The sequence below is a fragment of the Croceimicrobium sp. genome (genome assembly GCF_965228705.1).
Taxonomy (GTDB): Bacteria; Bacteroidota; Bacteroidia; order Flavobacteriales; family Schleiferiaceae; genus Croceimicrobium.
Genome location: NZ_OZ245832.1, coordinates 511,869 through 532,838, shown reverse-complemented (window position 1 = coordinate 532,838; position 20,970 = coordinate 511,869). Strand labels below are relative to the sequence as shown.

Genomic DNA, 20,970 nt, shown 5'->3' with positions numbered 1-20,970 from the left:
AGTATGAAAGCACACGAAATCGATTACCGCCTCATTGGTGAAGAAATGCAAGCGGTAGAAATAGAACTCGACCCTTTAGAAACGGCGATTGCTGAGACTGGCAGCATGATGATGATGGAAGATGGCATTGCCATGGAAACCATTTTTGGCGACGGATCAAACTCAAACGAAAGCTTTTTTGGCAAAGTTTGGAATGCCGGTAAACGCGCTTTAACCGGAGAAGGACTTTTTATGACCGCCTATAGTAACCAGGGTACCGGCAAAAAGAAGGTGTATTTCGCCTCTCCATATCCCGGGAAAATCATTCCCTTTCATTTAGGAGAAGAGGGCGGGAAAATCATTTGCCAGAAAGATGCCTTCTTATGTGCCGCACAAGGAGTTAGCGTAAGCCTTGAGTTCCGTAAAAAATTAGGCGTAGGACTTTTTGGAGGCGAAGGATTTATCATGCAAAAACTGGAAGGCGATGGTATGGCCTTCTTACATGCCGGGGGGACCATTATCGAAAAAATACTGGGTCCGGGCGAAACGCTGAGAGTAGATACCGGCTGCCTGGTAGCTTTTACACCGAGCGTAGATTATGATATTCAGTTTATTGGCGGATTAAAGAACAGTTTATTCGGAGGCGAAGGCTTTTTTTATGCCCATTTAAGAGGGCCAGGTAAGGTTTTCATTCAATCTTTGCCTTTTAGCCGATTGGCCGACCGTATCATTGCCTCTGCTCCTAAAGTTGGTGGAAGCCGCAAAGGAGAAGGTAGTATCTTAGGCGGCCTTGGAGACCTATTAGACGGAGATAATTAATGTTACGAAAGACCCTTTTATTCAGTTTATTCCTTTTTGTTTCGCAGCTGCACGCCCAGACTGAGGCCGACTTTGAGAAGTTCGGCCAGGGCATTTTCAGCCTAATTAGCGATACGGGCTCCTATCCGAACTTGGAATACATCCGTATTAAAAGTTGGAAACAACTGATTGATGAACAAAAGTTGGAAAGTGCTGAAAAAGAGGAATGGAAACTTCGCATGCAGGAAACCTATGCCAATGATAAAATTGAGTTCGAAAAAAAACTGGGACTCATTGTGCAAGAATATCGTGCCGCCAGCATAAAGGGAGCCGAATTAACTTATCTCGAAAGTGCCTATGTTCCGCACCCTAAATGGAAGAACTGGTATCAGTGCTATATGCGCTTCAGCTTCGAGCATGAAGGGCTGCAAACTATGGTAGACCTAAATTACGAGCTCTACTTCAATGGCAAGGGATTGCTCTTTATCGGCACCCGTTTCGACGAAGATTTCTAATGATTCTTATCGTGCAACATGGGGACAAACCTGAAGTCGCCATGATCTTGTAATTCAAAGTCCTTTTCCGTTTTTCGGATCAGGACTTTCATTTTTTGCACATTAGTTCCAACCGGAATCACCAATCGGCCACCAACTTTAAGTTGATGCAATAAAGCCTTGGGAATTTCTGGTGCCCCCGCAGTTACAATAATTCCATCAAAGGGCGCATGATTTGGCAGTCCCGCATAACCATCTCCATATTTGGTATATAGGGTATACCCCAATTTCTGCAATAAAGGTCTGGTGGCATTAAAAAGCTCTTTTTGCCTTTCAATGCTAAAAACTTTCATCCCCATTTCGCAGAGGACTGCTGCCTGATAGCCACTACCTGTTCCCACTTCCAGCACCTTTTGCCCCGGACTTAAAGCCAGTTTCTCAGATTGAAAGGCCACCGTATAGGGCTGAGATATAGTTTGACCGGCAGCAATCGGGAAAGCTTTGTCCTGATAGGCAAATTCCTCAAAGCTAGAATCAATAAACAAATGGCGAGGCACTTTGCCAATGGCTTTTAATACCTCCCGATCACGAATGCCCTTTTCAATTAAGAGCTTCACCAAATTATTGCGCTTACCGCGATGTCGTGCTAAATCTCCCACTCCACAAAAATCTTAATTCCGGCCCGAAGAAATTTCATTGACTTATAAAAATAAACAGCTTTTTGTGAACAGTTCCAAGCGCTGCATCCGAACAAGTAAAAGCCTTACCTTACCTTTGAGGCAGAATTAGAAGCATGTTAAAAATCGGAGTTTTAGGTGCCGGGCACCTTGGAAAAATTCACTTGAAGTGTATCCAGAATTTACCTGAAGTATACCATCTCGTAGGATTTTACGACCCGGATGCACAAAGGGCTCAGATTGTAAGTGAAGAATTAGGTGTACCTGCTTATGCCGATATGGACGCCTTAATGGACGCTGTAGACGTAGTGGATATTGTAACTCCTACCTTAAACCATTACGATCTGGGGGTAAAAGCTGCACGAAAGGTAAAACACTTCTTTATTGAAAAGCCCATTACCGAAACTCCCGAACAAGCTCGTGAACTCATTAAGCTTAGTGAAGAGGCTGGAGTTAAAGCCCAGGTAGGTCATGTGGAGCGTTTTAATCCTGCCTATCAATCGGTGCAAGATCAGATTCAAAACCCCATGTTTATCGAAACCCACCGCCTGGCCGAATTTAATCCGCGAGGCACGGATGTTCCCGTGGTCCTCGATTTAATGATTCACGATTTGGATATCGTATTACATGCGGTAAAATCTAATGTGCGTAAAATTTCAGCAAGCGGTGTTGCAGTATTAAGCGATAGCCCGGATATCGCTAACGCCCGGATCGAATTCGATAATGGTTGCGTGGCCAACCTTACGGCAAGTCGCATATCTTTAAAGAACATGCGTAAGACCCGTATTTTCCAGAGAGATGCCTATATCACGGTAGATTTCCTGGAAAAGAAAAGTGAACTGATCCGCATGAAAAACGAAATAGATATGGACGATCCCTACGCTATGATAATGGATTTAGGCGAAGGAAAGAAGAAACAGATCTATTTTGAACAGCCAGAATGTGCACCTATCAACGCTATTCAAGAAGAATTACATTCTTTTGCATCCGCAATCAATAAAAAACAGGAAGTGAGCGTTAGTCTGGAGGATGGTTATAGAGCCTTGCAAGTGGCTCACGAAATCCTCCACAAGATCGAACTAAACCTCAACCTCATTGCGTAATAGCAAGAGATGGCAAAATTACTACTCCGAAGCCTGCTTTTAGGCTCACTTTTTTACGTACTTAGCAGCTGCTCCACAGACGAAGCAGCCAAACCAACTTATCTGCAAATCGATGCCCTTCATTTGGAAACCGATTATGCTGAAGAAGGAACTGCCCATTCGAATATCTCCACCGTTTGGCTAAGTGCCAATGGGGAAATCATCGGTGCATTTGAATTACCGGCTTTAATACCAGTTGTACTGAAAGAAGGGCAAAACGAATTGCGGATCAATGCTGGGATTAATACCAATGGGATCAGCTCCTTTAGGGCAATCAATACATCCTTCGACCCCATTCTTTACACGCTCGATTACCAATCGACAGGTGAAGTACCAGACACCATAATTATTCCAGAAAGTGAACTGATTACGCATTACCGCGATTTTTACCAGGTTTCCATTGTTGAAGATTTTGATGATCCCGGTTTAAATTTTCAACGCACAAATTTTAGTGATACCAACTTCATTAAGGTGGATGATGCGGATAGCATTTTTAGATTTCAGCCTTTTACTTCCAATCAGATGGAACCGAATTCCAATTCGGGATTAATTGTTTTAGACGATCAGAATCCACAAGTTGAACTTAGCTCTGTAGTGAGTTATGAAATTCCGGCCGGAACGCAGAATATCTTCTTAGAAGTAACTTATCGCACGAATGCACAAGTAGGTTTCGGACTCTTAGCAAATTTACCTACCGGCGATCGCAGTGATATTACAGCAGGAGTTTTACCCAAAGAAGAATGGAGTAAGATTTACATAAATCTGGTAACTGAATTCCAGGCCTTTCCCGGAGCCGATGGCTATCAAATCTTAATCCGGGCTAAAAAACCGGATAATGTAGATCAGGCCAGGATTTATCTCGATAACCTTAAATTGGTGTATATCCCTTGAAAAATCCACGGATACAGAGGTTGAAGTACCAATTTTGGGATAGCATTGCCGCCATCCTAAGCTATACTACACTCTTTGTTTTCCGAAAGCTGGTAGTCGAAGCCGAGAAATTTGGATTAAGTCATTTGGAGTTTACCCAGAGTTATTATATCGGATTATTAATGATTCCGATATTCTGGCTTACCGTCTACCACATTACCGATTTCTACCGCGATATTTATCGTCGTTCACGTTTAAAAGACCTATTCTACACTTTTAACACCAGCTTACTCGGAAGTATATTCATCTTCTTTGCCCTGATTCTTGATGATAGCGTAGCTTCTTATACCGACTATTATCGTGGTTTTTTAGTGTATTTCAGTAGCCACTTCTTCTTTACGGCACTCTTCAGAACCTTATTAACCACCCGTACCGCCTACCGCATACGCAGCGGTAATATTGCCTTTAACAGCATTATGATTGGCAGTAATGAAAAAGCCGCAGAGCTCTATGCCAAGCTCGAAAGTGAAAGCAATCGTAAAACCGGCCACAACTTTGTAGGCTTCGTAAGTGTGGACAATAATATCCGCTTTCTACTCGAGAAAAACCTGGAGCATTTAGGCAATCACAAGGCCTTGCCAGGCATTATTCGCGAAAAGGAAATTGAAGAAGTAATCATCGCTATCGAATCTTCGGAGCATCATAAAATGGAAGAGGTACTCAACCTCCTCGAAGAAAAGCCCGTTAAGATTAAGATGATTCCTGATACTTATGACATTATTTCGGGCAAGGTGCGGATGGAGTCTATGCGTTCCATTCCCCTGGTAGAAATCAACCATCAGCTAATGCCGGTATGGCAAATGGTCTTAAAGCGCATTTTCGATGTGGTTTCCTCCGCCCTGGTTTTAATACTCCTGTCCCCCTTATATCTTACGGTTATGCTGATTACCAAAATCAGTGATAAAGGCCCAGTATTCTTCAAGCAAAAGCGTGTAGGATTTCAGGGAAAGGAATTTTACATGTATAAATTCCGCTCAATGGTAGTGGATGCAGAGGAAAATGGTCCTCAATTAAGCAGTGAAAATGATGAACGGATTACCCCTTGGGGAAAAATCATGCGTAAATATCGTTTGGACGAACTGCCTCAGTTTTACAATGTCCTTACCGGTGATATGTCTATCGTAGGTCCACGTCCAGAGCGTAAATATTATATGGAATTGATCTCACAATATGCACCACACTATAGATATCTACAAAAGGTTCGTCCAGGTATTACCTCCTGGGGCATGGTGAAATTTGGCTATGCATCCAATGTAGATGAAATGGTGGAGCGTTTAAAGTATGATGTGATCTATATCGAGAACATGTCTTTGCTCAACGATATAAAAATCCTTATCTATACCGTAATCATCGTATTACAGGGCCGTGGAAAATAAATTCGATCTCGAAGCCTTCAAGGCGAAAGCCAAGCAGGAGAAGAAAGAAACTCGCAAGATTTTTTCAGATCTCAAAAAGCGCAAGGCAAAAATTCTGGATCAGGAATTCGCTACCGCACATGATGAAGTATTCGCAGAATTTAATTGCTTAAGCTGCGCTAATTGCTGTAAAACAGCCGGCCCACGACTCCTCCAAAATGATATTGACCGCATGGCCAAGCATTTGCGTTTAAAGCCTGGCGACTTCATGGATCAATATGTAAAGATTGATGAGGATGGTGATTGGGTGATGAATCAATTGCCTTGCCCTTTCCTGGCTGAGGATAATTATTGCAGTATCTATGAGGTTCGACCTAAAGCTTGTCGGGAATACCCGCATACGAATCGCAATCGCATGCATCAGATTTTAAATCTCACCGAGAAAAATGCCTCCCTCTGTCCAGCAGTTTTTGAAATTAGTCGAAAGCTGAAAGCCCAATAAAATTGGCATTCTGAGCACGAAAGCCTAATTTGGAGTTTTATTCCACCAAACATGCAAGACATTGATGCTATTCGGCTGAACTTCAGCGCCGATTCATTATTCCTTCTCAATATTTGCCTGGCCATCATCATGTTTGGCATCGCTCTGGAGATTCGATTTGAAGATTTTAAAATCCTTCTCAAGAATCCCAAGCCTGCTGTTTTGGGTCTCTTTAGTCAGTTTTTACTCCTACCCTTTCTAAGCTATTTGCTTATTACCTTATTAAGGCCGCAGCCTAGCATCGCCCTCGGTATGTTATTAGTAGCAGCTTGTCCCGGAGGTAATATTTCCAATTTCATGAGTCATCTGGGTCGGGCTAATACTGCACTCTCTGTAGGCTTAACCTCTGTGGCAACTTTTCTAAGCTTAATTATGACTCCGCTTAATTTTAAGCTCTACGGCTCATTATACGAACCCACCGCAAGCCTACTGAATCAAATACAATTGGATTTTTGGGATGTTTCAAAAACGGTCTTTCTCATTATTCTCGCTCCCCTGGCAATAGGCTTATGGGTGCAGTATCGCTTTCCTAAGCCTGCCAAAAAGATGGCCCCCTACTTCCGAATAGGATCCATCCTTCTATTCATAGGATTTGTGCTCATTGCTTTCAAGAATAACTTCCAGGTCTTTTTAGACCATATCCATCTGGTCCTGGGCCTGGTTTTCTTTCACAATCTAATTGCCTTATTGAGTGGGTATGGCGTGGGCGTTTTAGGCGGATTGGAAATTCGGGATCGGAGAACCCTTGCCATCGAAACGGGCATTCAGAATTCTGGACTAGGTCTGGTTTTAATTTTTGCTTTTTTCGAAGGCCTCGGCGGCATGGCAATGGTAGCAGCCTGGTGGGGCATCTGGCATATCATTAGTGGATTGGCATTGGCCGGATATTGGTCTCAGAAACCAACTGATCCCCTGCATCTTAAAGAGCAATCGACCTGAATCCCTTTTGGAGGCTGGCCTCACGCTTAATTTTATCCGTAGCTGTAAACTCTAATTGAGGTACCAAAAGAATTGCCTTTGGTCTTTGACTTCCTTGAAGCTGACTTTTGATTTCAGTACCAATTCCCTCATGGTAATCGGCTTCGGCCATCACCCATACCATTCTTTGCCCGAGTTCTAAATCCTCCTGTCCCCACAAAAAACCCGGTACCGAAAGCTGCAATTGATTCTCCAACTCCTCTGGATATAATTTTAAACCACCACTGAGTACTACATTATCCTGGCGACCCTTCCAAATGAATTGAGTGGGGCTAATCAAATCCACCACATCCTTGGTTTGCAATTTATCCAACCCCAGCTTTTGAGCAGTAATTTGAAGACAATGCTGGGCGTTCACCCCAAAGCTTATCCCTTCCATGGCCTGGTAGCTTTTTTCTTTTTTGGGAAAAACCTGCCTGAGCGCTACATGCGATAATGTTTCGGTACTGGCATAGCTATGCCAAACCTGGCAATCTGGATTGCTTTCTTCGATCCGATCTAAAGCCGCTGCAGAAAGTGGGCCCCCGCCAATTAAGAAGGTCTTAACTTGAGACCAATACGCTTGAGAAGCTACAAACTGATTTGGTACCATCGAAACAAAGTCTATGCTCAAATCTTCAGGTATTTGCTCTAATGGACTGCGAACCGGATCAACCGCTACAATTTCAGCTCCGGCTAAAAAGGCCCTTAAGGCCAACATCATTCCGCCAACCTTATCCAGTGGCAGCGCCAGTAATATTCGAGTCTGGGCATTTAATTCAAAAAAATCGACACTCATTTGTGCTGAGGCTAACAGGGCTTCGCGCGAAAAGCTCATGACTTGAGCTGGCCCCGTTGTACCGGAACTGCTAAGCTCATATTCCACTTGATCGGATAAAAACCAGGCATACAAAGCTTCAATTTGCTGAAGGTAGCTCTCAGACGCAAAGTTTTTTATATTGATTTTCAAGACTTTAGATATTTTTCGACTTTTTTTTATCCCTATACCCAACCTAGGCCAACTCGCCTCCGTTTCTCTTGTACAGTTCCTTATAGATTGGTTTAACAACCATTAGTACCCTGTTTAGTTAGAAAGCGCCGTTTCCCTACGGCGCTTTTTATTTTTCCCCTTATCAGAATTGCAATTTGCTCAAATCCCATTCTTTTTCGGGATCATAAGCGATGGTACCACGTACCAAATGCAAGGGCGATTCGAAATTGTTGGTATAAAGTGACCCGGTTCCTAAACCAGAGGCCATATGACCATAAAGATTGTAATTCCACTGGGAGATAGCAGACAAGCCCAAATTTGACTCCAGGGCGGAGGTTACCCACCAACCAATGCCACGTTTTTCGGCTTCATCTATCCATTCTTCCGACTTTTTAAAGCCTCCCAGGAAAGAGGGTTTCAGAATAATATAACGAGGTTGTAGCTTATCGAGCAATTCCTCCTTTTGCTTTGCTTCAAATAATCCGATCAGCTCCTCATCCAAAGCAATGGGTAGTGGAGATTCCTTGCAAATTTTAGCCAATTCTTTCCATTGGCCGGCTTTAATAGGTTGCTCAATGGAATGAACCCGAAGGTCGTCCAATCGCTGTAAGATGGGCATAACATTTTTAGGACTGAAAGCACCATTGGCATCTACCCGCAATTGAATTTCGTGCGGTCCATAGCGCTCTCGCACCTTTTCAATCAGTTTTAATTCCTGATCAATATCCATGGCACCAATCTTCATCTTGATCACCAGAAAACCTTGCTCAAGACGTTCCTCTAATTGGGAGAGCATAAAATCAGTTTCCCCCATCCAGATTAGACCATTGATAGGTTGACGTTCAAATCCATCGGTAAAATCACTCGGAAAAAGAACATGATTATCGGATTTAAAATCCAGTAATGCCATTTCTAAGCCCCCTTGAATACTGGGCCAAACATCAAGTTCGGAGATCAAGCTCAAGGCCCGATCATAGGAATCGATCTGCTTACAAACCTCCTGTAATTTCGACTCATAATCAGGTCGATCATCGGCACTCAGCCCCTTTAAGATCCCGCATTCTCCTAAGCCACTTAGACCATCACCCTCAAGACGGATAAAATAGGAATCCTTCTGGCCTAATGTTCCCCGGGAAGTACCGGCGGGCCGCTTAAATTCGAGAGTATATTTGGTCCAGCTAGCCTTCATATGGCTTTACCCAGGCCGAACAGCAAAGCAAAAAACAAAGTGCTAAGCGCCATTTGTTTCAGAAGCGGTTCATAATCGAGAGGGCGGCTCGCTTTTAAAACTTTTTTGAGGTTGAGAAATAACAGGGGTAAAGTTAAGAAGTAAAGGTTTTGCCAATTGCTAGTGGGATGAATACGATTGTATAAAAAGGCCAGATCAAAAGCGCCAATAACCAATAAAAAATGGTAAGCCTTGGCTCCCCTTTCTCCCAATTTCAAAGCCAGAGTGTTTTTTCCACTTTTGGCATCTCCTTCACGATCGCGCATATTATTGAGGTTCAATACCGCCATGGCTAAAAAACCTAAGCTACCGGCTGGTAACAGTATACTGTAATTCCAAGTACCAGTTTGTAAATAATAAGAACCTCCTACCCCTACAATACCAAAAAAGAGCAGTACAAATACATCTCCAAAACCCGAATATCCATAGGCCCTATCTCCAACCGTATAGGAAATGGCAGCCCAGGTTGACAAGAGACCCAAAAGGGTAAAGGCTAATTGATAGGCTAATCCCAAATCGCGACAAGCATAAAAGCTCAGTGCGGTTCCAAAGGCAATAGATAATAGGCTAAAGATCACAACCGCCTTACGCATGGCTGTAACAGAAATCAAACCACTTGCAGTAGCTCTGGCTTCACCAATTCGGTCGGCATCCGTTCCTTTTATGCCATCGCCATAATCATTGGCATAATTAGAAAGTACCTGATAACAAAGCGTGGTTAAAATGCTTAGGAGGAATACCCAAATATCAAAACTACCCTGAGAATAAGCCAATAAGCTACCCAGAATAATGCTCGCAAAAGCCAATGGCAGCGTGCGTAGTCTCGCCGCTGCAATCCATACCTTATACCCCGACATCCTAAATTTTGAAAGGCAAATATAGACCTTAGATTTACATCCACTTATCCTTATTGGATTCGATGCAATAGGCCAGGTAATCGTAGAGTTCCCGACTGGCTTCCGTCGCTAAGTGAGGCATGCGTACAGTCCCGGCCGCAGTATGAAACTGAAAGCTGCTGATCCCCCGATACTTCTGGATAAGTGATTGCTTTAATCCTAAATTTTGAAGCTTATAATTCGGAATTAAAATGCGTTTGGGAAAAACATAACCCCTTCGGATTTCCAAATAATCTGCATTCACTCTTAAACTTATACTTTTCCAGTAGCGGTAGCTTAAAAAAGCCACCATCAATACAAAAAGGGGCAAGGGGACATAAAACAACCAAGCCATTTGTTCATAGTAAAAGATGGCGCCTATAATCAAGGCTGGCAACAAGCCCAGGAACAAACTGCGTTGAATAAATAAAATACGATGAGGGCTGTAATAGCTGTACTTAGAACTTTTCCGGTTGGGATAATGAGTTTGAATCACCTTGAGTAAGGCCCGTGCTTTTAAGCCCGGAATACCAATCAATTTGCGATCATTAACTCCCTGAGTGCCCGCTTGCTTTACTTTTAGAGTACGGTAACCCAGTATCTTACGCAATGGGTTTGATTCCCAAAAGAAATACTGGATCTTCTCATAAGGCACATTAAAGCTATTGCGATTTAATAAGCCGGATTCGATATCAAGCCCCTCCTTGCCTAAATAAAAGCGGAAATCGTAATACCTCAGGATACTTACTATTAAGGAGGATAAAATGGAAATCACTAAGAAGACCAGGAAAGCCATCGGTAATAATATCACCCATTTGGTAAGCAAGGCATTGGCGGTTTCCTTAAAGAAGGGTTCAAAAGGTTTAATGAGGTAATCTTCAAATTGCCAGATATATCCATTTACAATGGCAAAGAGCAGTAATCCAGAGCGCAAGTGATTTTGGGTAAGACCTACCCGTAAAAGATCGGCAAGGCTTAAACGTAATAATGGCTCTCGATATTTGAGGGGAAGTTCCTTCTCAGTCTCCTCTTCGCTACTTTCCTCATCCTCTTTCAGTTCGTATCGCCTTTGCATTAGAAACTCCCGGAGACTGGCAGCATATTCCTTAGACAAGGCCGGAATATTTATTTCCTGTGCTACGCTACCCGCGGTATCAATCTTAAGGCCTACCAGATTTAAAATTCGCTGTAAAAGATTTTGCTTGGTATTCACACTCTGAATCCGTGCAAAGGGTACTGTAATCTTCTCTTGTTTTAGGATGCCTTTTTCGATAATAAAATTATCGCCACTTACATAAAAGTAAAACTTGAGGTATTGGAGGTAGCTGTAAATTAAAAAGAAAATGGCCATAATCACGCCCCAACCCTGATAGCCCATTCCCAATACAGAAAAATCGCGGCCCAGGTTAACCACTACTACCGCTAACACAAAATTGATTGCCCGACGGAGGTTCTGAAAAAAGATAATGGCTACCCCTAGTGTTGCCTGACGCTTGGGCTCGTGTAAATCGAGATTATTCATACTCGGCGCTGAGCTTGGTAATGTAATCGCGCACTTTTATCGCATCCTCCTTACGTAAGCCCCGGATATCTAAATCACTGGAAGTTCCACCAGCAGTAAAGACTCTAACTGTTGCCAGATCAAATAATCGGCCTAAAAGACCCTGACTAAATTCACAGTGCTGCACTCGATTTAGAGGCACGGTAGTCATGCGATGTACAATCCATCCTCGGCGGAAAGACACATCCATACTGCGTATAGAATAACCACGGTATTTAAAGCCTATGCTCTCCAATACCAAAACCAGTACTAAAATTCCCAATACCGGATACAACCAATATCCAAAATATAGTTTCCCGAAAAGGCTGATGGTGGCCCCAACTCCGCTCAGTAAGAGTAAAAAAAGTACCCTTCCGGTGATGCGATAATAAAGGTAATCCCTCTCCAGGCCTTTAAAATCACGATCTTCTAAGCGAGGTATATCGTAAAGATTAAGATTTAAATTTTCGAGCAGCATCTAGTGCGATTTTAGAAACTGAAAATAGTTTTTTAATACATCAGGGCTTTCCAATCTGGGGGTTTTAATTTCCAAAATGGCTAAGCCCTCTAAGCTAAAGAAGGATTTTACTCCTTCCGACAATTTTTCTTCCTGGGATATTTCCTGATAAGCAATGCCATACATCTTGGCTACAGCCGATAAGTCTAAATGATGTTGGGTTTCCTGAAAACGTTCAAAGTCTTCAATTTTATCGGGTCCCTTTATAATTCGGAAGATATTTCCTCCCTGATTATTGATAACAACAACTTTCAAGTTCTGGGGTAAGCGATCGTTCCAAAAAGCCGCATTATCGTATTGAAAAGCAACATCCCCACTAATCAATACCACCGGATCTTTGGTATTTAAAGCATGCCCCATAGCGGTAGAAGTACTTCCATCTATCCCACTGGTTCCGCGGTTGGCATAATGTCGTACATCCTCACGATGATCAAATAATTGCGCATAACGAATACCGGCACTATTGGCACTGTGCAAGACCGTTGATTGCGGTAAATGTTGCAGCAATTCGGCATAGACCTTCAAATCACTGTATTCGCAATTTTTAAGATAGTCCTTATGCAACTGAGCTTTGGATTCTTCCAGGGCCCACACCTTTTCTACCCAGGGATTAAGCTTGGCTTCTACCCTTTCACTCAATTGTTTAAAAAACCAACTGGCCTTACAATCCAGGTTTAGCGTGAGCTTGTGAAAAGTATCCTTAAAGATTTCATCTTCCGTAAAATGCCAATGCGGGAAATCACCGGATTTACGTAAATAGGCTTTCACCATTTTACTGACGATTTCGCCTCCCAGGCTTATTAATAAATCCGGTTGCAATAAGGCGGCTTCTTCCTCTCCCAGAGTATTTACCATGCGGTCTATACTGTGTACTCCCGGAATATGATTGAGATTGGAAAGAGTTTCGCTGAGGAGCAGAAAAGGCCGCTTTTCCATCAATAAGGCCAGGGCTTGTTCCAGAGCCGGGTCCGGACTCATCTGCCCTACCAAAAGCATAGGTCTTTCAGCTCGCTCGAAACTTTGTACTAATTCATTTAAATCGTTCTCATTCAGATGCCTTTCGGTTGCCGGTCGCCGAATGATCCGAAACTGCTCTTCGGGCCCTTCATATTCATTATAGAGGGGCTCATCAAAAGGCACATTAATATGCACCGGACCTTTATGTAGGTTTAGCAAGGCCTCCTGGCTGATCCGCAGATTGTACTGCCGGGCCAGCTCGTCCTGAGGTTCTCGAATTAAATTGGCCTCTCCCAAAATATGCTTGCCATAAATTCCTTCCTGCATAATGGTTTGCCCAGCACCCTGACCAATCCATTCCCGGGGGCGATCTGCAGTAATAACCACCAAAGGAACCTTTTGATAATACGCTTCCGTAACGGCTGGTAAAAAATTAGCAGCGGCCGATCCACTGGTGCAAATTACGGCTGCAGGCTTTCCCTTTTCCAGAGCCATACCCAAGGCGGTAAAGGCTGCTGCTCTTTCATCCGGAATGGAATAAGTTTCAAAACCCTCCGCCATACAGGCATAAATTAAAGGAGCATTACGACTACCTGGCGCCACTACCAAATTCTCACATTCATGGGCCTTTAAAACATGGGCCAGTAAGCGGGCATTATATAATGATGATGTTTTAGACATTTTGCTGTTCCAAAGCTTTGAGGATGGTTTGAGCCTTTACTTCCGTTTCCTTCCATTCGTCCAGGGCTCGACTTTGTGCAGTAATGCCTCCCCCTACATAAAGGTTCAAGTTTTGCAAACTGCAATATTCTGCACAGCGCAAGTTTACCCAAAATTGTGCAGATGACCGCTCAGGACAGCTCCAACCGAAGTAACCGGTATAAAAGCGGCGATCGTATAATTCATTTTTAAGGATAAAATCCTTAGCCCAGGATTTGGGACTACCTCCAACTGCCGGGGTAGGATGCAATTCCTTCACAAAGCTTTCTGCTTGAAATGTCCCTAAGGCTTTCGCCTGAATGGCATTATAGAGATGCGCCAGGTTTCCGGCTCTCTTTACTTGGGTTTCGCCACCTTTAATGGCCTCCAAATTAGGGTTCTCCTGCAATAGTTTAATGATGCTGCGACTCACAATGGCCTGTTCTTCCCTTTCCTTATCCAGAAAACTATGACGGTCTTCCCATTTACGGGTGCCCGCCAAACTGGCGATTTCGAGTTCCCCCTCTTCCAAACTCAAAAGCTTTTCAGGACTGGCACCCATCCAGGTTCCAGCTAAAGGATGTGAAAACAAATAAACTGTCGCCTGAGGATAGAGAATATCCAATTGCTTTAAAGCCTGTAAAGGACTCAAACTGCTTTTAGCAGGATGCAAGCGGGATATAACCACCTTAGATCCTTCTTCATTTTGTAAAGCTTGGATAGACTTTTCCAATAAGACTAACTGTTCCTTCTTCGCCGGGGCCAGCTGATTGGGACAAAAATGCCATTCCTTAAAATCATAGGCTTCACAGGGCTCCATGGGAATTTGCAATTCTTGATCCCCCTTGAAATTCACAAAGTGAAAAAGACGGGTGAAAGATTGAGCTTCCCGGAAAAACTGCAACTCTTCTCCTGGTGCCCGATAGGCTAAAAAGACTTTGATACCCCCCATTATTTTTTCAGCTTGGATCGCTGTAATACCATATTGGTCAACTTGCAATGAGAGATTAATCGTTGCTCTGCATCATGCACTTCTATCTCCCATAAATGGGTGCTTTTACCTTGATGTAAAATTCGAGCGGTTCCATAAACCACTCCTTCTCGAATAGAACGCAAATGATTACAGCTTAATTCAATTCCTACTACCGCTTCATTTTCGCGATCAATCAGCATAAAACTGGCAGCGCTACCCAAACTTTCGGCTAAAGCGGCGGTAGCTCCACCATGCAGTAAGCCCATTGGTTGATGAACCCGGCTGTTGACAGGCATACTTGCTTTTAACATTGGAGGGTCCATGGAAACATCGATATACTCAATTTCTAAAGTTTCCATTAAGGTATTTTGATTGCCTTTAGCAAATAAGGCCAGCACTTCCTCTTTACTCATCCTGCATATTTCTAAAGCGAATTTACGGTCAATCCTATAAATTCACCGTTTTAAAGCATAAACATCCATTATGGCCAAGGAATTAAAAACAAAGGAAAATGACCTTCCGGTGGAAGACTTCATTGAATCACTGGATAATGACAAGCAGAAAGAACAATCCTATACGCTCCTGGAACTCTTTAAAAGTGTCAGTGGCTCAAAAGCTCGAATGTGGGGAGGCAGTATTATAGGTTATGGGCATTACGATTATGTATACAGCAGCGGCCAAAGCGGCACTTGGATGCGTGGAGGCTTTTCCCCCCGAAAGGGAAAATTCTCCCTGTATATTATGAATGGTTTTAGCCGCTATGGTGAAATCCTCAGCCGACTGGGAAAATACAAAACCGGCAAATCCTGCCTCTATATCAACAAACTGGAGGATGTGGATATGGAGGTTTTAAAGGAATTGATTGCCGGAAGTTTTCAATACATGAAAGAAAAGTACCCAGAAGGCGCCTAAAACCCTTATCTGTAAGCCTAGCTTACTATCTTTGCCAGCCCAAAAAAGAACGGGATCATGATAGAAATTACTTTACCAGACGGCAGCAAGAAGGAGTATCCGGAAGGGAGCTCGGCCATGGACGTAGCAAAAAGCATCAGTCACGGACTGGCGCGCAATGTACTTTCAGCTAGCTTCAATGGCACGACGGTAGAGGCCAATGATCCCTTGCCTGGCAGTGGTAATTTAGTGCTCTATACCTGGGATAATCCTGAAGGTAAAAATGCCTTTTGGCACTCCTCTGCCCACCTTTTAGCGCAGAGCCTGGAACAATTATACCCTGGAATTAAGCTTACCATCGGGCCGGCAATTGAAAACGGTTTTTACTACGATGTAGATTTTAATGGTCATGAATTTGGTGAAGGAGACTTTGACAAATTGGAAAAAACCATGCTCGAAAATGCCCGCCAGAAATCCGAATTTAAAATGCGGGCGGTTTCCAAAGCGGATGCTCTTTCGATGTATGAAGGCAATCCCTTTAAAACCGAATTGATTGAAAACCTGGAAGATGGTACCATCACCTTCTGTGATCATGCGGAGTTTACCGACTTATGTCGAGGTGGACATATCCCCAATACCGGCTTTATCAAAGCGGTAAAAATTATGAATGTTGCCGGAGCATACTGGCGAGGAAACGAACATAATCCCCAGTTAACCAGGGTATATGGTATTTCTTTCCCCAAAGCTTCTATGCTTACGGAATACCTCGAATTACTGGAGGAGGCTAAAAAACGCGACCACCGTAAATTGGGTAAAGAATTAGAGCTCTTTACTTTTTCTCAAAAGGTAGGTCAGGGATTACCCCTTTGGTTACCTAAGGGAGCCGAATTACGCGAGCGTCTGGAACAATTCTTAAAAAAGGCGCAGCGTGCAGCAGGCTACGATCCGGTGATTACCCCTCATATTGGAAATAAGGAATTGTATGTTACCAGTGGGCACTATGCCAAATATGGTAAAGACAGTTTCCAACCTATCCATACTCCGGAAGAAAATGAGGAGTACCTTTTAAAGCCCATGAACTGCCCGCATCACTGCGAGATATATAAAAGTCAACCACGCTCCTACCGCGACTTACCCATTCGTTTTGCAGAATTTGGTACCGTATATCGTTATGAGCAAAGTGGCGAATTACACGGCTTAACTAGGGTACGTGGCTTTACTCAAGATGATGCGCATATCTTCTGTACTCCGGATCAATTGAAAGATGAGTTTAAAAAGGTAATTGACCTGGTTTTATACATCTTCAAGACATTGGATTTCCAAAGCTATACTGCGCAGGTTTCCTTGCGGGATCAGGAAGATCGTTCCAAATACATTGGAAACGACAGCAATTGGGAAAAGGCCGAAAATGCCATTAAAGAAGCGGTAATTGAAAAGGATTTGGAATATGTTGTGGAGTACGGCGAAGCAGCATTCTATGGTCCGAAACTCGACTTTATGGTTAAAGATGCCCTGGGTCGTCAGTGGCAATTAGGAACCATTCAGGTGGATTACAATTTACCAGAGCGGTTTGAACTGGAATACAAAGGCTCGGATAATGAGAATCATCGTCCGGTTATGATTCACCGCGCGCCCTTTGGTAGCATGGAGCGCTTTGTTGCGGTATTACTGGAACACTGTGGGGGCAACTTTCCTTTATGGCTGATGCCCACCCAGATAGCTATCCTTCCGATTTCGGATAAATACCTGGATTATGCGCAGAAAGTTTCAGGATTGCTTAAAAATTACGAACTTCGCGCCCTCGTTGACGAGCGTGCTGAAAAAACTGGCCGTAAAATTCGAGATGCGGAAGTATCCAAAATCCCTTATATGTTAATTGTTGGGGAGAAGGAAGCGGCCGAAAACACAGTCTCCGTGCGGAAACACGGCGGCGAAGATCTAGGCAGCATGTCTTTACAAGCATTTGTAGAACATGTAGATGCGCAGATCAACGACGAAATAGGTGAATTTGAAGTATAACTAAATAGAATAATTCTGGCTAAGAGATTCCACCACAGAAGAAGAGGACCGAGAAGGGAACCTCAGGAAGACAAACACAAGATCAACGAGAAGATCAACTATCCTAAATTAAGGGTGGTTGGTGAAGATGTAGAACCCGCGATTTACTCCACTAAAGAGGCTTTGAAAATTGCCCTCGACCGAGGTTTGGATTTGGTGGTGATTACGGAAAAGGCCGATCCTCCCGTAGCAAAAGTCATCGACTACAAGAAATTTCTCTACGACCAGAAAAAGAAACAAAAAGAGATCGCTCAGAAGGCGCAAAAAACGGTGGTTAAAGAAATCCGTTTTGGCCCCAACACTGATGATCACGATTATGAGTTCAAACGCAAGCATGCAGAGAACTTCCTGAAAGAAGGCGCTAAGCTAAAAGCCTATGTATTCTTTAAAGGACGTTCCATTGTGTTTAAAGACAAAGGAGAAATCCTTTTGCTTCGTTTGGCTCAAGATCTGGAAGATTTAGGTAAAGTAGAAAGCTTACCCAAATTGGAAGGAAAGCGGATGATCATGATGATCGCTCCAAAGAAATAATATCAGAACCCGAGATAAAAGCGAAGAGCAATGCCAAAGATGAAAACTAAATCCAGTGCCAAGAAGCGTTTTAAGCTTACTGGTACCGGTAAAATCAAAAGAAAGCACGCTTTTAAAAGCCACATCCTTACCAAAAAGGAAACTAAGCAAAAGCGTAACCTTACACAGTCTGGTTTAGTAGATAAAGCAGACGAAGCAAACATTAAGCGTCAGCTTACTATTTGAGTTTAATCGAGTTATTAATAAACCCTGGGTAAGGCCCCTAAGTGTCCTAAACCGACCGCCTTGCACAAAAAATTAATTGTATGCCAAGATCAGTAAATTCAGTTGCATCAAGAGCTCGCCGTAAAAAGGTGATGAAGATGTCCAAAGGTTATTTTGGACGTCGTAAAAATGTATGGACCGTAGCTAAGAACGCCGTAGAAAAAGGACTTCAGTACAGCTACCGTGACCGTCGAAACAAAAAACGGAATTTCCGCAGCCTGTGGATTCAGCGTATTAACGCCGGAGCCCGCCAACATGGCTTGTCTTATTCCGCTTTTATGGGATTACTTAAGAAAGAAGGTATCGAGTTGAACCGTAAGGTATTGGCTGATTTAGCCATGAACCATCCCGATGCATTCAAAGCAATCGTTACGAGAGTAAAGAAATAATAATCCTTCGGGATTCTGATATTAAAACCCTGGCTCCTTTGGACTCAGGGTTTTTTTATGCTTAAATCCCAAAAAGTGCCTACTTGAAATTCACCATCTAATGGAATTTGAGCACGTAGCTTTACCCCACTTTGGTGTTTAAGTAAGCCCAGCTGACCAAAAGCATGGTATTCTAAGCGAACCAGTTCCCAAGCTTCTTTGCCTTTTGACTTCTTCAATCGACAATGTAAAGGTCGAAACAAGCTCTCCTCTATTTTGCAAGCTTCCTGTTCCTCTTTACTAAGGTAATTGACCATTCCGGTGAGTCGTGCCACTTTTAAGTTTCGAGGACGATGATAGACCTCATCCACAGAGCCCACTTGCAATACTCTACCCTTATCCAAAACAGCAATACGATCACAGTAGCGCATCAGGTCTGTAGGTTCATGCCCTACCATGATGATACTACGATTGGCACTTTCACTTTCCAAAAACTGAAGTAATTCCTGCTTGAGGTAATAATCCAATTGCGAAAAAGGCTCATCCAGTAAAAGAAGCTCTACATCCGATATCAAGGCGCAGGCTAAAGCGACGCGCTGCTTTTGACCTCCAGATAATTCCCTGACCTTTTGCTCTTTGACCTTTTGCAAATGAAAGGCTCGGTGTACGCGTCCCAGATATCGCTTTAAAGCAGTGGGGCTTAAATGACGCCCTTTCCACTCAATATTCTCATCAGCAGTAAGACTGGGATTTAAATCAAAATCCTGGGCCATTAAGGCCACCTTGGGATGTTTGTTTATACGATCATTTCGCTCGAGACTATAATCCACCTGATTTAAGGCGATCCTTCCCTCACTTTGCACTAAAGTTCCATCTAAAACTTTTAATAAAGTACTTTTTCCAGATCCGCTGGCTCCAACAATACCCAATCGCTCAGCCCGCTTCATTTTTAGCTTCAAACCATTTAAAACGGGCTGCTGATCGTAGGCAAAATGCAGGCTATCAATACTTAAAAAGTCAGTATTCTTTTCTTCCAACCAAACCTTCCTCATGTGTAAAACGTACCTATTATGAACCTCAAAGGTAATGATGCGAAGACTAGCTTTACTCTGCACTCTCTCACTGGTTTTTGCCTGTTCCAAAAATGATCAGGTAGATCAGCATCAAAGCTCACTTAGTTTAGATGAGCAGGTATCGGCAATTTCCGGTGCGAAATTGTTCGGTAAAGCTCTGGCTGAGGCTGATTTGGATTTAGAAGGACAAAGCCTTACCATTCTGGCTCCAACCGATGCCAGCCTGGAACTCTTTTTAAATGATTGGGAAGTATCAAACTTTACTGAATTAAAATCACTGATTGGCGATACTTACTACAATGCCTGGCTCGGTTCCCATATTATACCAGAAGCTGCCAAACTAGAAAACTTGCATTCCGCCTTCGTCCCTACCCTTGCCGAGAATAGCAATAATCGCAGTGTGAATATGCATTTCTGGCGCTCTAAATCCCTGGTGCGTATTAATGGGCACATGCTTAATATGCCCGTGAAAGATCAGGTACTTAGTCAAGGTTATTTACATCAGATTGATGAAGTGCTTCGTCCGGCAACGCTTAATGTTCTGGTAAGTGCACACCGTTCTGAGTTTAGCATTTTAAACCGTGCCCTACAAGTTTGCAATTTGGCCCCCTTACTGAATAATGATCAAAATCAATACACTCTTTTAGCTCCTAATGATGCTGCATTTGACCGCTATTTCCAAAGTATGGGTTGTGGCGATTTAGATGGCTATTTGGCAGATCATGGAGTTGCCGCTTTGACAGATTTAATTAAGGCTCACCTTATTAATGGTGCGCATAACCTGAGTAATTTATCGGGCCGTAGCCTAAGCAGTCAGCTGGCTTCAGCGAACCTTAGTGTTGAGCTGCTTGGTGGAAATTTAATTGTAAGCCGAAACGCAAGTGCTTATGCTAGTCAGGCACAAGTTTTGGTTACAGATATAACAGCATTTAACGGAAGTTTGAATATCATCAATGAAGTGTTAAAACTTCCTTAACAGCATACGAAGGCTCCACGAACGGAGTTATAAAGGAAACACTAGCGATTCTCGCTAGTTCCTTTGGAGTAATAGTTTTGTTTGGTTGGTTGAAAAGCCGGATGCCCCTCGCAAGAGGATCAGCTCCGGCTTTTTTCATTCCTTTACACTCCAATT

At 43.2% G+C, this 20,970-nt stretch carries 23 protein-coding genes; 13 read left to right on the top strand and 10 right to left on the bottom strand.

What is annotated here, in order from left to right:
- Window positions 1-3: 3 nt before the first annotated feature.
- Window positions 4-798: a TIGR00266 family protein gene (locus ACO05P_RS02245; RefSeq protein ID WP_421753164.1), complete on the top strand. Its 795-nt coding sequence runs from the start codon at window positions 4-6 to the stop codon at window positions 796-798.
- Window positions 798-1,292 (top strand): hypothetical protein, encoded by a 495-nt coding sequence (locus ACO05P_RS02240; RefSeq protein WP_421753163.1) that lies wholly within the window; start codon window positions 798-800, stop codon window positions 1,290-1,292. The genes ACO05P_RS02245 and ACO05P_RS02240 overlap by 1 nt, the downstream gene beginning before the upstream one ends.
- Here the strand turns inward: ACO05P_RS02240 and ACO05P_RS02235 are convergent.
- Entirely contained in the window at window positions 1,289-1,930 is a 642-nt protein-coding gene (locus tag ACO05P_RS02235; protein ID WP_421753162.1) for a protein-L-isoaspartate(D-aspartate) O-methyltransferase, read from the bottom strand. The two genes, ACO05P_RS02240 and ACO05P_RS02235, sit on opposite strands and share 4 nt — an antisense overlap.
- Before the next feature lie 134 nt (window positions 1,931-2,064).
- Here ACO05P_RS02235 and ACO05P_RS02230 point away from each other — a divergent pair, with 134 nt between their 5' ends.
- Genes ACO05P_RS02230 through ACO05P_RS02210 form a run of 5 tightly spaced genes read left to right on the top strand, consistent with a single transcriptional unit; the run spans window position 2,065 to window position 6,855 of the window.
- The gene (locus ACO05P_RS02230) at window positions 2,065-3,051 is read left to right on the top strand and encodes a Gfo/Idh/MocA family protein (RefSeq protein ID WP_421753161.1); all 987 of its coding nucleotides are present in this window, start codon (window positions 2,065-2,067) and stop codon (window positions 3,049-3,051) included.
- A 9-nt stretch (window positions 3,052-3,060) separates the two neighbouring features.
- The gene (locus ACO05P_RS02225) at window positions 3,061-3,981 is read left to right on the top strand and encodes a hypothetical protein (RefSeq protein WP_421753160.1); all 921 of its coding nucleotides are present in this window, start codon (window positions 3,061-3,063) and stop codon (window positions 3,979-3,981) included.
- Window positions 3,982-4,001: 20 nt separating this feature from the next.
- Complete coding sequence (locus ACO05P_RS02220) at window positions 4,002-5,396, top strand: sugar transferase (protein ID WP_421753159.1); 1,395 nt, start codon at window positions 4,002-4,004, stop codon at window positions 5,394-5,396.
- Entirely contained in the window at window positions 5,386-5,877 is a 492-nt protein-coding gene (locus tag ACO05P_RS02215; RefSeq protein ID WP_421753158.1) for a YkgJ family cysteine cluster protein, read from the top strand. The genes ACO05P_RS02220 and ACO05P_RS02215 overlap by 11 nt, the downstream gene beginning before the upstream one ends.
- A gap of 51 nt (window positions 5,878-5,928) precedes the next feature.
- On the top strand, window positions 5,929-6,855 hold the full coding sequence (locus ACO05P_RS02210) for a bile acid:sodium symporter family protein (RefSeq protein ID WP_421753157.1): 927 nt from the start codon (window positions 5,929-5,931) through the stop codon (window positions 6,853-6,855).
- On the opposite strand, the gene ACO05P_RS02205 is transcribed toward ACO05P_RS02210, so the two are convergent.
- From ACO05P_RS02205 to ACO05P_RS02170, 8 genes are all read right to left on the bottom strand, one after another.
- Window positions 6,836-7,843, bottom strand: coding sequence for an AMP-binding protein (locus ACO05P_RS02205; protein ID WP_421753156.1), 1,008 nt, complete (start codon window positions 7,841-7,843; stop codon window positions 6,836-6,838). The two genes, ACO05P_RS02210 and ACO05P_RS02205, sit on opposite strands and share 20 nt — an antisense overlap.
- Before the next feature lie 163 nt (window positions 7,844-8,006).
- The gene (locus ACO05P_RS02200; RefSeq protein ID WP_421753155.1) at window positions 8,007-9,053 is read right to left on the bottom strand and encodes an o-succinylbenzoate synthase; all 1,047 of its coding nucleotides are present in this window, start codon (window positions 9,051-9,053) and stop codon (window positions 8,007-8,009) included.
- A complete protein-coding gene (menA, locus tag ACO05P_RS02195) occupies window positions 9,050-9,949 on the bottom strand; it encodes a 1,4-dihydroxy-2-naphthoate octaprenyltransferase (protein ID WP_421753154.1) in 900 nt (299 codons plus the stop codon). The genes ACO05P_RS02200 and menA overlap by 4 nt, the downstream gene beginning before the upstream one ends.
- Before the next feature lie 34 nt (window positions 9,950-9,983).
- Entirely contained in the window at window positions 9,984-11,489 is a 1,506-nt protein-coding gene (locus ACO05P_RS02190; RefSeq protein ID WP_421753153.1) for a PH domain-containing protein, read from the bottom strand.
- Window positions 11,482-11,985, bottom strand: a complete 504-nt coding sequence (locus ACO05P_RS02185; RefSeq protein ID WP_421753152.1) for a PH domain-containing protein — start codon at window positions 11,983-11,985, stop codon at window positions 11,482-11,484. Before ACO05P_RS02185 ends, ACO05P_RS02190 begins: the two co-directional genes overlap by 8 nt.
- Complete coding sequence (menD, locus tag ACO05P_RS02180; protein WP_421753151.1) at window positions 11,986-13,662, bottom strand: 2-succinyl-5-enolpyruvyl-6-hydroxy-3-cyclohexene-1-carboxylic-acid synthase; 1,677 nt, start codon at window positions 13,660-13,662, stop codon at window positions 11,986-11,988.
- On the bottom strand, window positions 13,655-14,632 hold the full coding sequence (locus tag ACO05P_RS02175; protein ID WP_421753150.1) for a chorismate-binding protein: 978 nt from the start codon (window positions 14,630-14,632) through the stop codon (window positions 13,655-13,657). Before ACO05P_RS02175 ends, menD begins: the two co-directional genes overlap by 8 nt.
- Window positions 14,632-15,066: a PaaI family thioesterase gene (locus ACO05P_RS02170; RefSeq protein ID WP_421753149.1), complete on the bottom strand. Its 435-nt coding sequence runs from the start codon at window positions 15,064-15,066 to the stop codon at window positions 14,632-14,634. The genes ACO05P_RS02175 and ACO05P_RS02170 overlap by 1 nt, the downstream gene beginning before the upstream one ends.
- A gap of 70 nt (window positions 15,067-15,136) precedes the next feature.
- Between ACO05P_RS02170 and ACO05P_RS02165 the strand changes: the two genes are divergently transcribed.
- The 5 genes from ACO05P_RS02165 (at window position 15,137) to rplT (ending at window position 18,786) form a co-directional block, all read left to right on the top strand.
- Entirely contained in the window at window positions 15,137-15,565 is a 429-nt protein-coding gene (locus ACO05P_RS02165) for a DUF1801 domain-containing protein (RefSeq protein WP_421753148.1), read from the top strand.
- Between the two features lie 57 nt (window positions 15,566-15,622).
- Entirely contained in the window at window positions 15,623-17,563 is a 1,941-nt protein-coding gene (gene thrS / locus ACO05P_RS02160) for a threonine--tRNA ligase (RefSeq protein WP_421753147.1), read from the top strand.
- Window positions 17,564-17,578: 15 nt separating this feature from the next.
- Window positions 17,579-18,133 (top strand): translation initiation factor IF-3, encoded by a 555-nt coding sequence (gene infC / locus ACO05P_RS02155; protein ID WP_421754869.1) that lies wholly within the window; start codon window positions 17,579-17,581, stop codon window positions 18,131-18,133.
- 30 nt (window positions 18,134-18,163) lie between these two features.
- A complete protein-coding gene (gene rpmI, locus ACO05P_RS02150) occupies window positions 18,164-18,358 on the top strand; it encodes a 50S ribosomal protein L35 (protein ID WP_210758290.1) in 195 nt (64 codons plus the stop codon).
- A gap of 80 nt (window positions 18,359-18,438) precedes the next feature.
- A complete protein-coding gene (gene rplT, locus ACO05P_RS02145; protein ID WP_421753146.1) occupies window positions 18,439-18,786 on the top strand; it encodes a 50S ribosomal protein L20 in 348 nt (115 codons plus the stop codon).
- A 44-nt stretch (window positions 18,787-18,830) separates the two neighbouring features.
- On the opposite strand, the gene ACO05P_RS02140 is transcribed toward rplT, so the two are convergent.
- On the bottom strand, window positions 18,831-19,817 hold the full coding sequence (locus ACO05P_RS02140; protein WP_421753145.1) for an ABC transporter ATP-binding protein: 987 nt from the start codon (window positions 19,815-19,817) through the stop codon (window positions 18,831-18,833).
- Window positions 19,818-19,851: 34 nt separating this feature from the next.
- Here ACO05P_RS02140 and ACO05P_RS02135 point away from each other — a divergent pair, with 34 nt between their 5' ends.
- Window positions 19,852-20,814 (top strand): fasciclin domain-containing protein, encoded by a 963-nt coding sequence (locus ACO05P_RS02135; RefSeq protein ID WP_421753144.1) that lies wholly within the window; start codon window positions 19,852-19,854, stop codon window positions 20,812-20,814.
- The last annotated feature ends 156 nt before the right edge of the window (window positions 20,815-20,970 follow it).

Bases quoted from the DNA above. Each gene is read 5' to 3' on its own strand.
- menD (WP_421753151.1), bottom strand. From the start codon at position 13,662: ATGTCTAAAACATCATCATTATATAATGCCCGCTTACTGGCCCATGTT.
- ACO05P_RS02200 (WP_421753155.1), bottom strand. From the start codon at position 9,053: ATGAAGGCTAGCTGGACCAAATATACTCTCGAATTTAAGCGGCCCGCC.
- rplT (WP_421753146.1), top strand. From the start codon at position 18,439: ATGCCAAGATCAGTAAATTCAGTTGCATCAAGAGCTCGCCGTAAAAAG.
- ACO05P_RS02175 (WP_421753150.1), bottom strand. From the start codon at position 14,632: ATGGGGGGTATCAAAGTCTTTTTAGCCTATCGGGCACCAGGAGAAGAG.
- ACO05P_RS02170 (WP_421753149.1), bottom strand. From the start codon at position 15,066: ATGAGTAAAGAGGAAGTGCTGGCCTTATTTGCTAAAGGCAATCAAAAT.
- ACO05P_RS02135 (WP_421753144.1), top strand. From the start codon at position 19,852: ATGATGCGAAGACTAGCTTTACTCTGCACTCTCTCACTGGTTTTTGCC.
- thrS (WP_421753147.1), top strand. From the start codon at position 15,623: ATGATAGAAATTACTTTACCAGACGGCAGCAAGAAGGAGTATCCGGAA.
- ACO05P_RS02185 (WP_421753152.1), bottom strand. From the start codon at position 11,985: ATGCTGCTCGAAAATTTAAATCTTAATCTTTACGATATACCTCGCTTA.
- ACO05P_RS02165 (WP_421753148.1), top strand. From the start codon at position 15,137: ATGGCCAAGGAATTAAAAACAAAGGAAAATGACCTTCCGGTGGAAGAC.
- ACO05P_RS02240 (WP_421753163.1), top strand. From the start codon at position 798: ATGTTACGAAAGACCCTTTTATTCAGTTTATTCCTTTTTGTTTCGCAG.
- menA (WP_421753154.1), bottom strand. From the start codon at position 9,949: ATGTCGGGGTATAAGGTATGGATTGCAGCGGCGAGACTACGCACGCTG.
- ACO05P_RS02230 (WP_421753161.1), top strand. From the start codon at position 2,065: ATGTTAAAAATCGGAGTTTTAGGTGCCGGGCACCTTGGAAAAATTCAC.
- ACO05P_RS02140 (WP_421753145.1), bottom strand. From the start codon at position 19,817: ATGAGGAAGGTTTGGTTGGAAGAAAAGAATACTGACTTTTTAAGTATT.
- ACO05P_RS02210 (WP_421753157.1), top strand. From the start codon at position 5,929: ATGCAAGACATTGATGCTATTCGGCTGAACTTCAGCGCCGATTCATTA.
- rpmI (WP_210758290.1), top strand. From the start codon at position 18,164: ATGCCAAAGATGAAAACTAAATCCAGTGCCAAGAAGCGTTTTAAGCTT.
- ACO05P_RS02225 (WP_421753160.1), top strand. From the start codon at position 3,061: ATGGCAAAATTACTACTCCGAAGCCTGCTTTTAGGCTCACTTTTTTAC.
- ACO05P_RS02245 (WP_421753164.1), top strand. From the start codon at position 4: ATGAAAGCACACGAAATCGATTACCGCCTCATTGGTGAAGAAATGCAA.
- ACO05P_RS02190 (WP_421753153.1), bottom strand. From the start codon at position 11,489: ATGAATAATCTCGATTTACACGAGCCCAAGCGTCAGGCAACACTAGGG.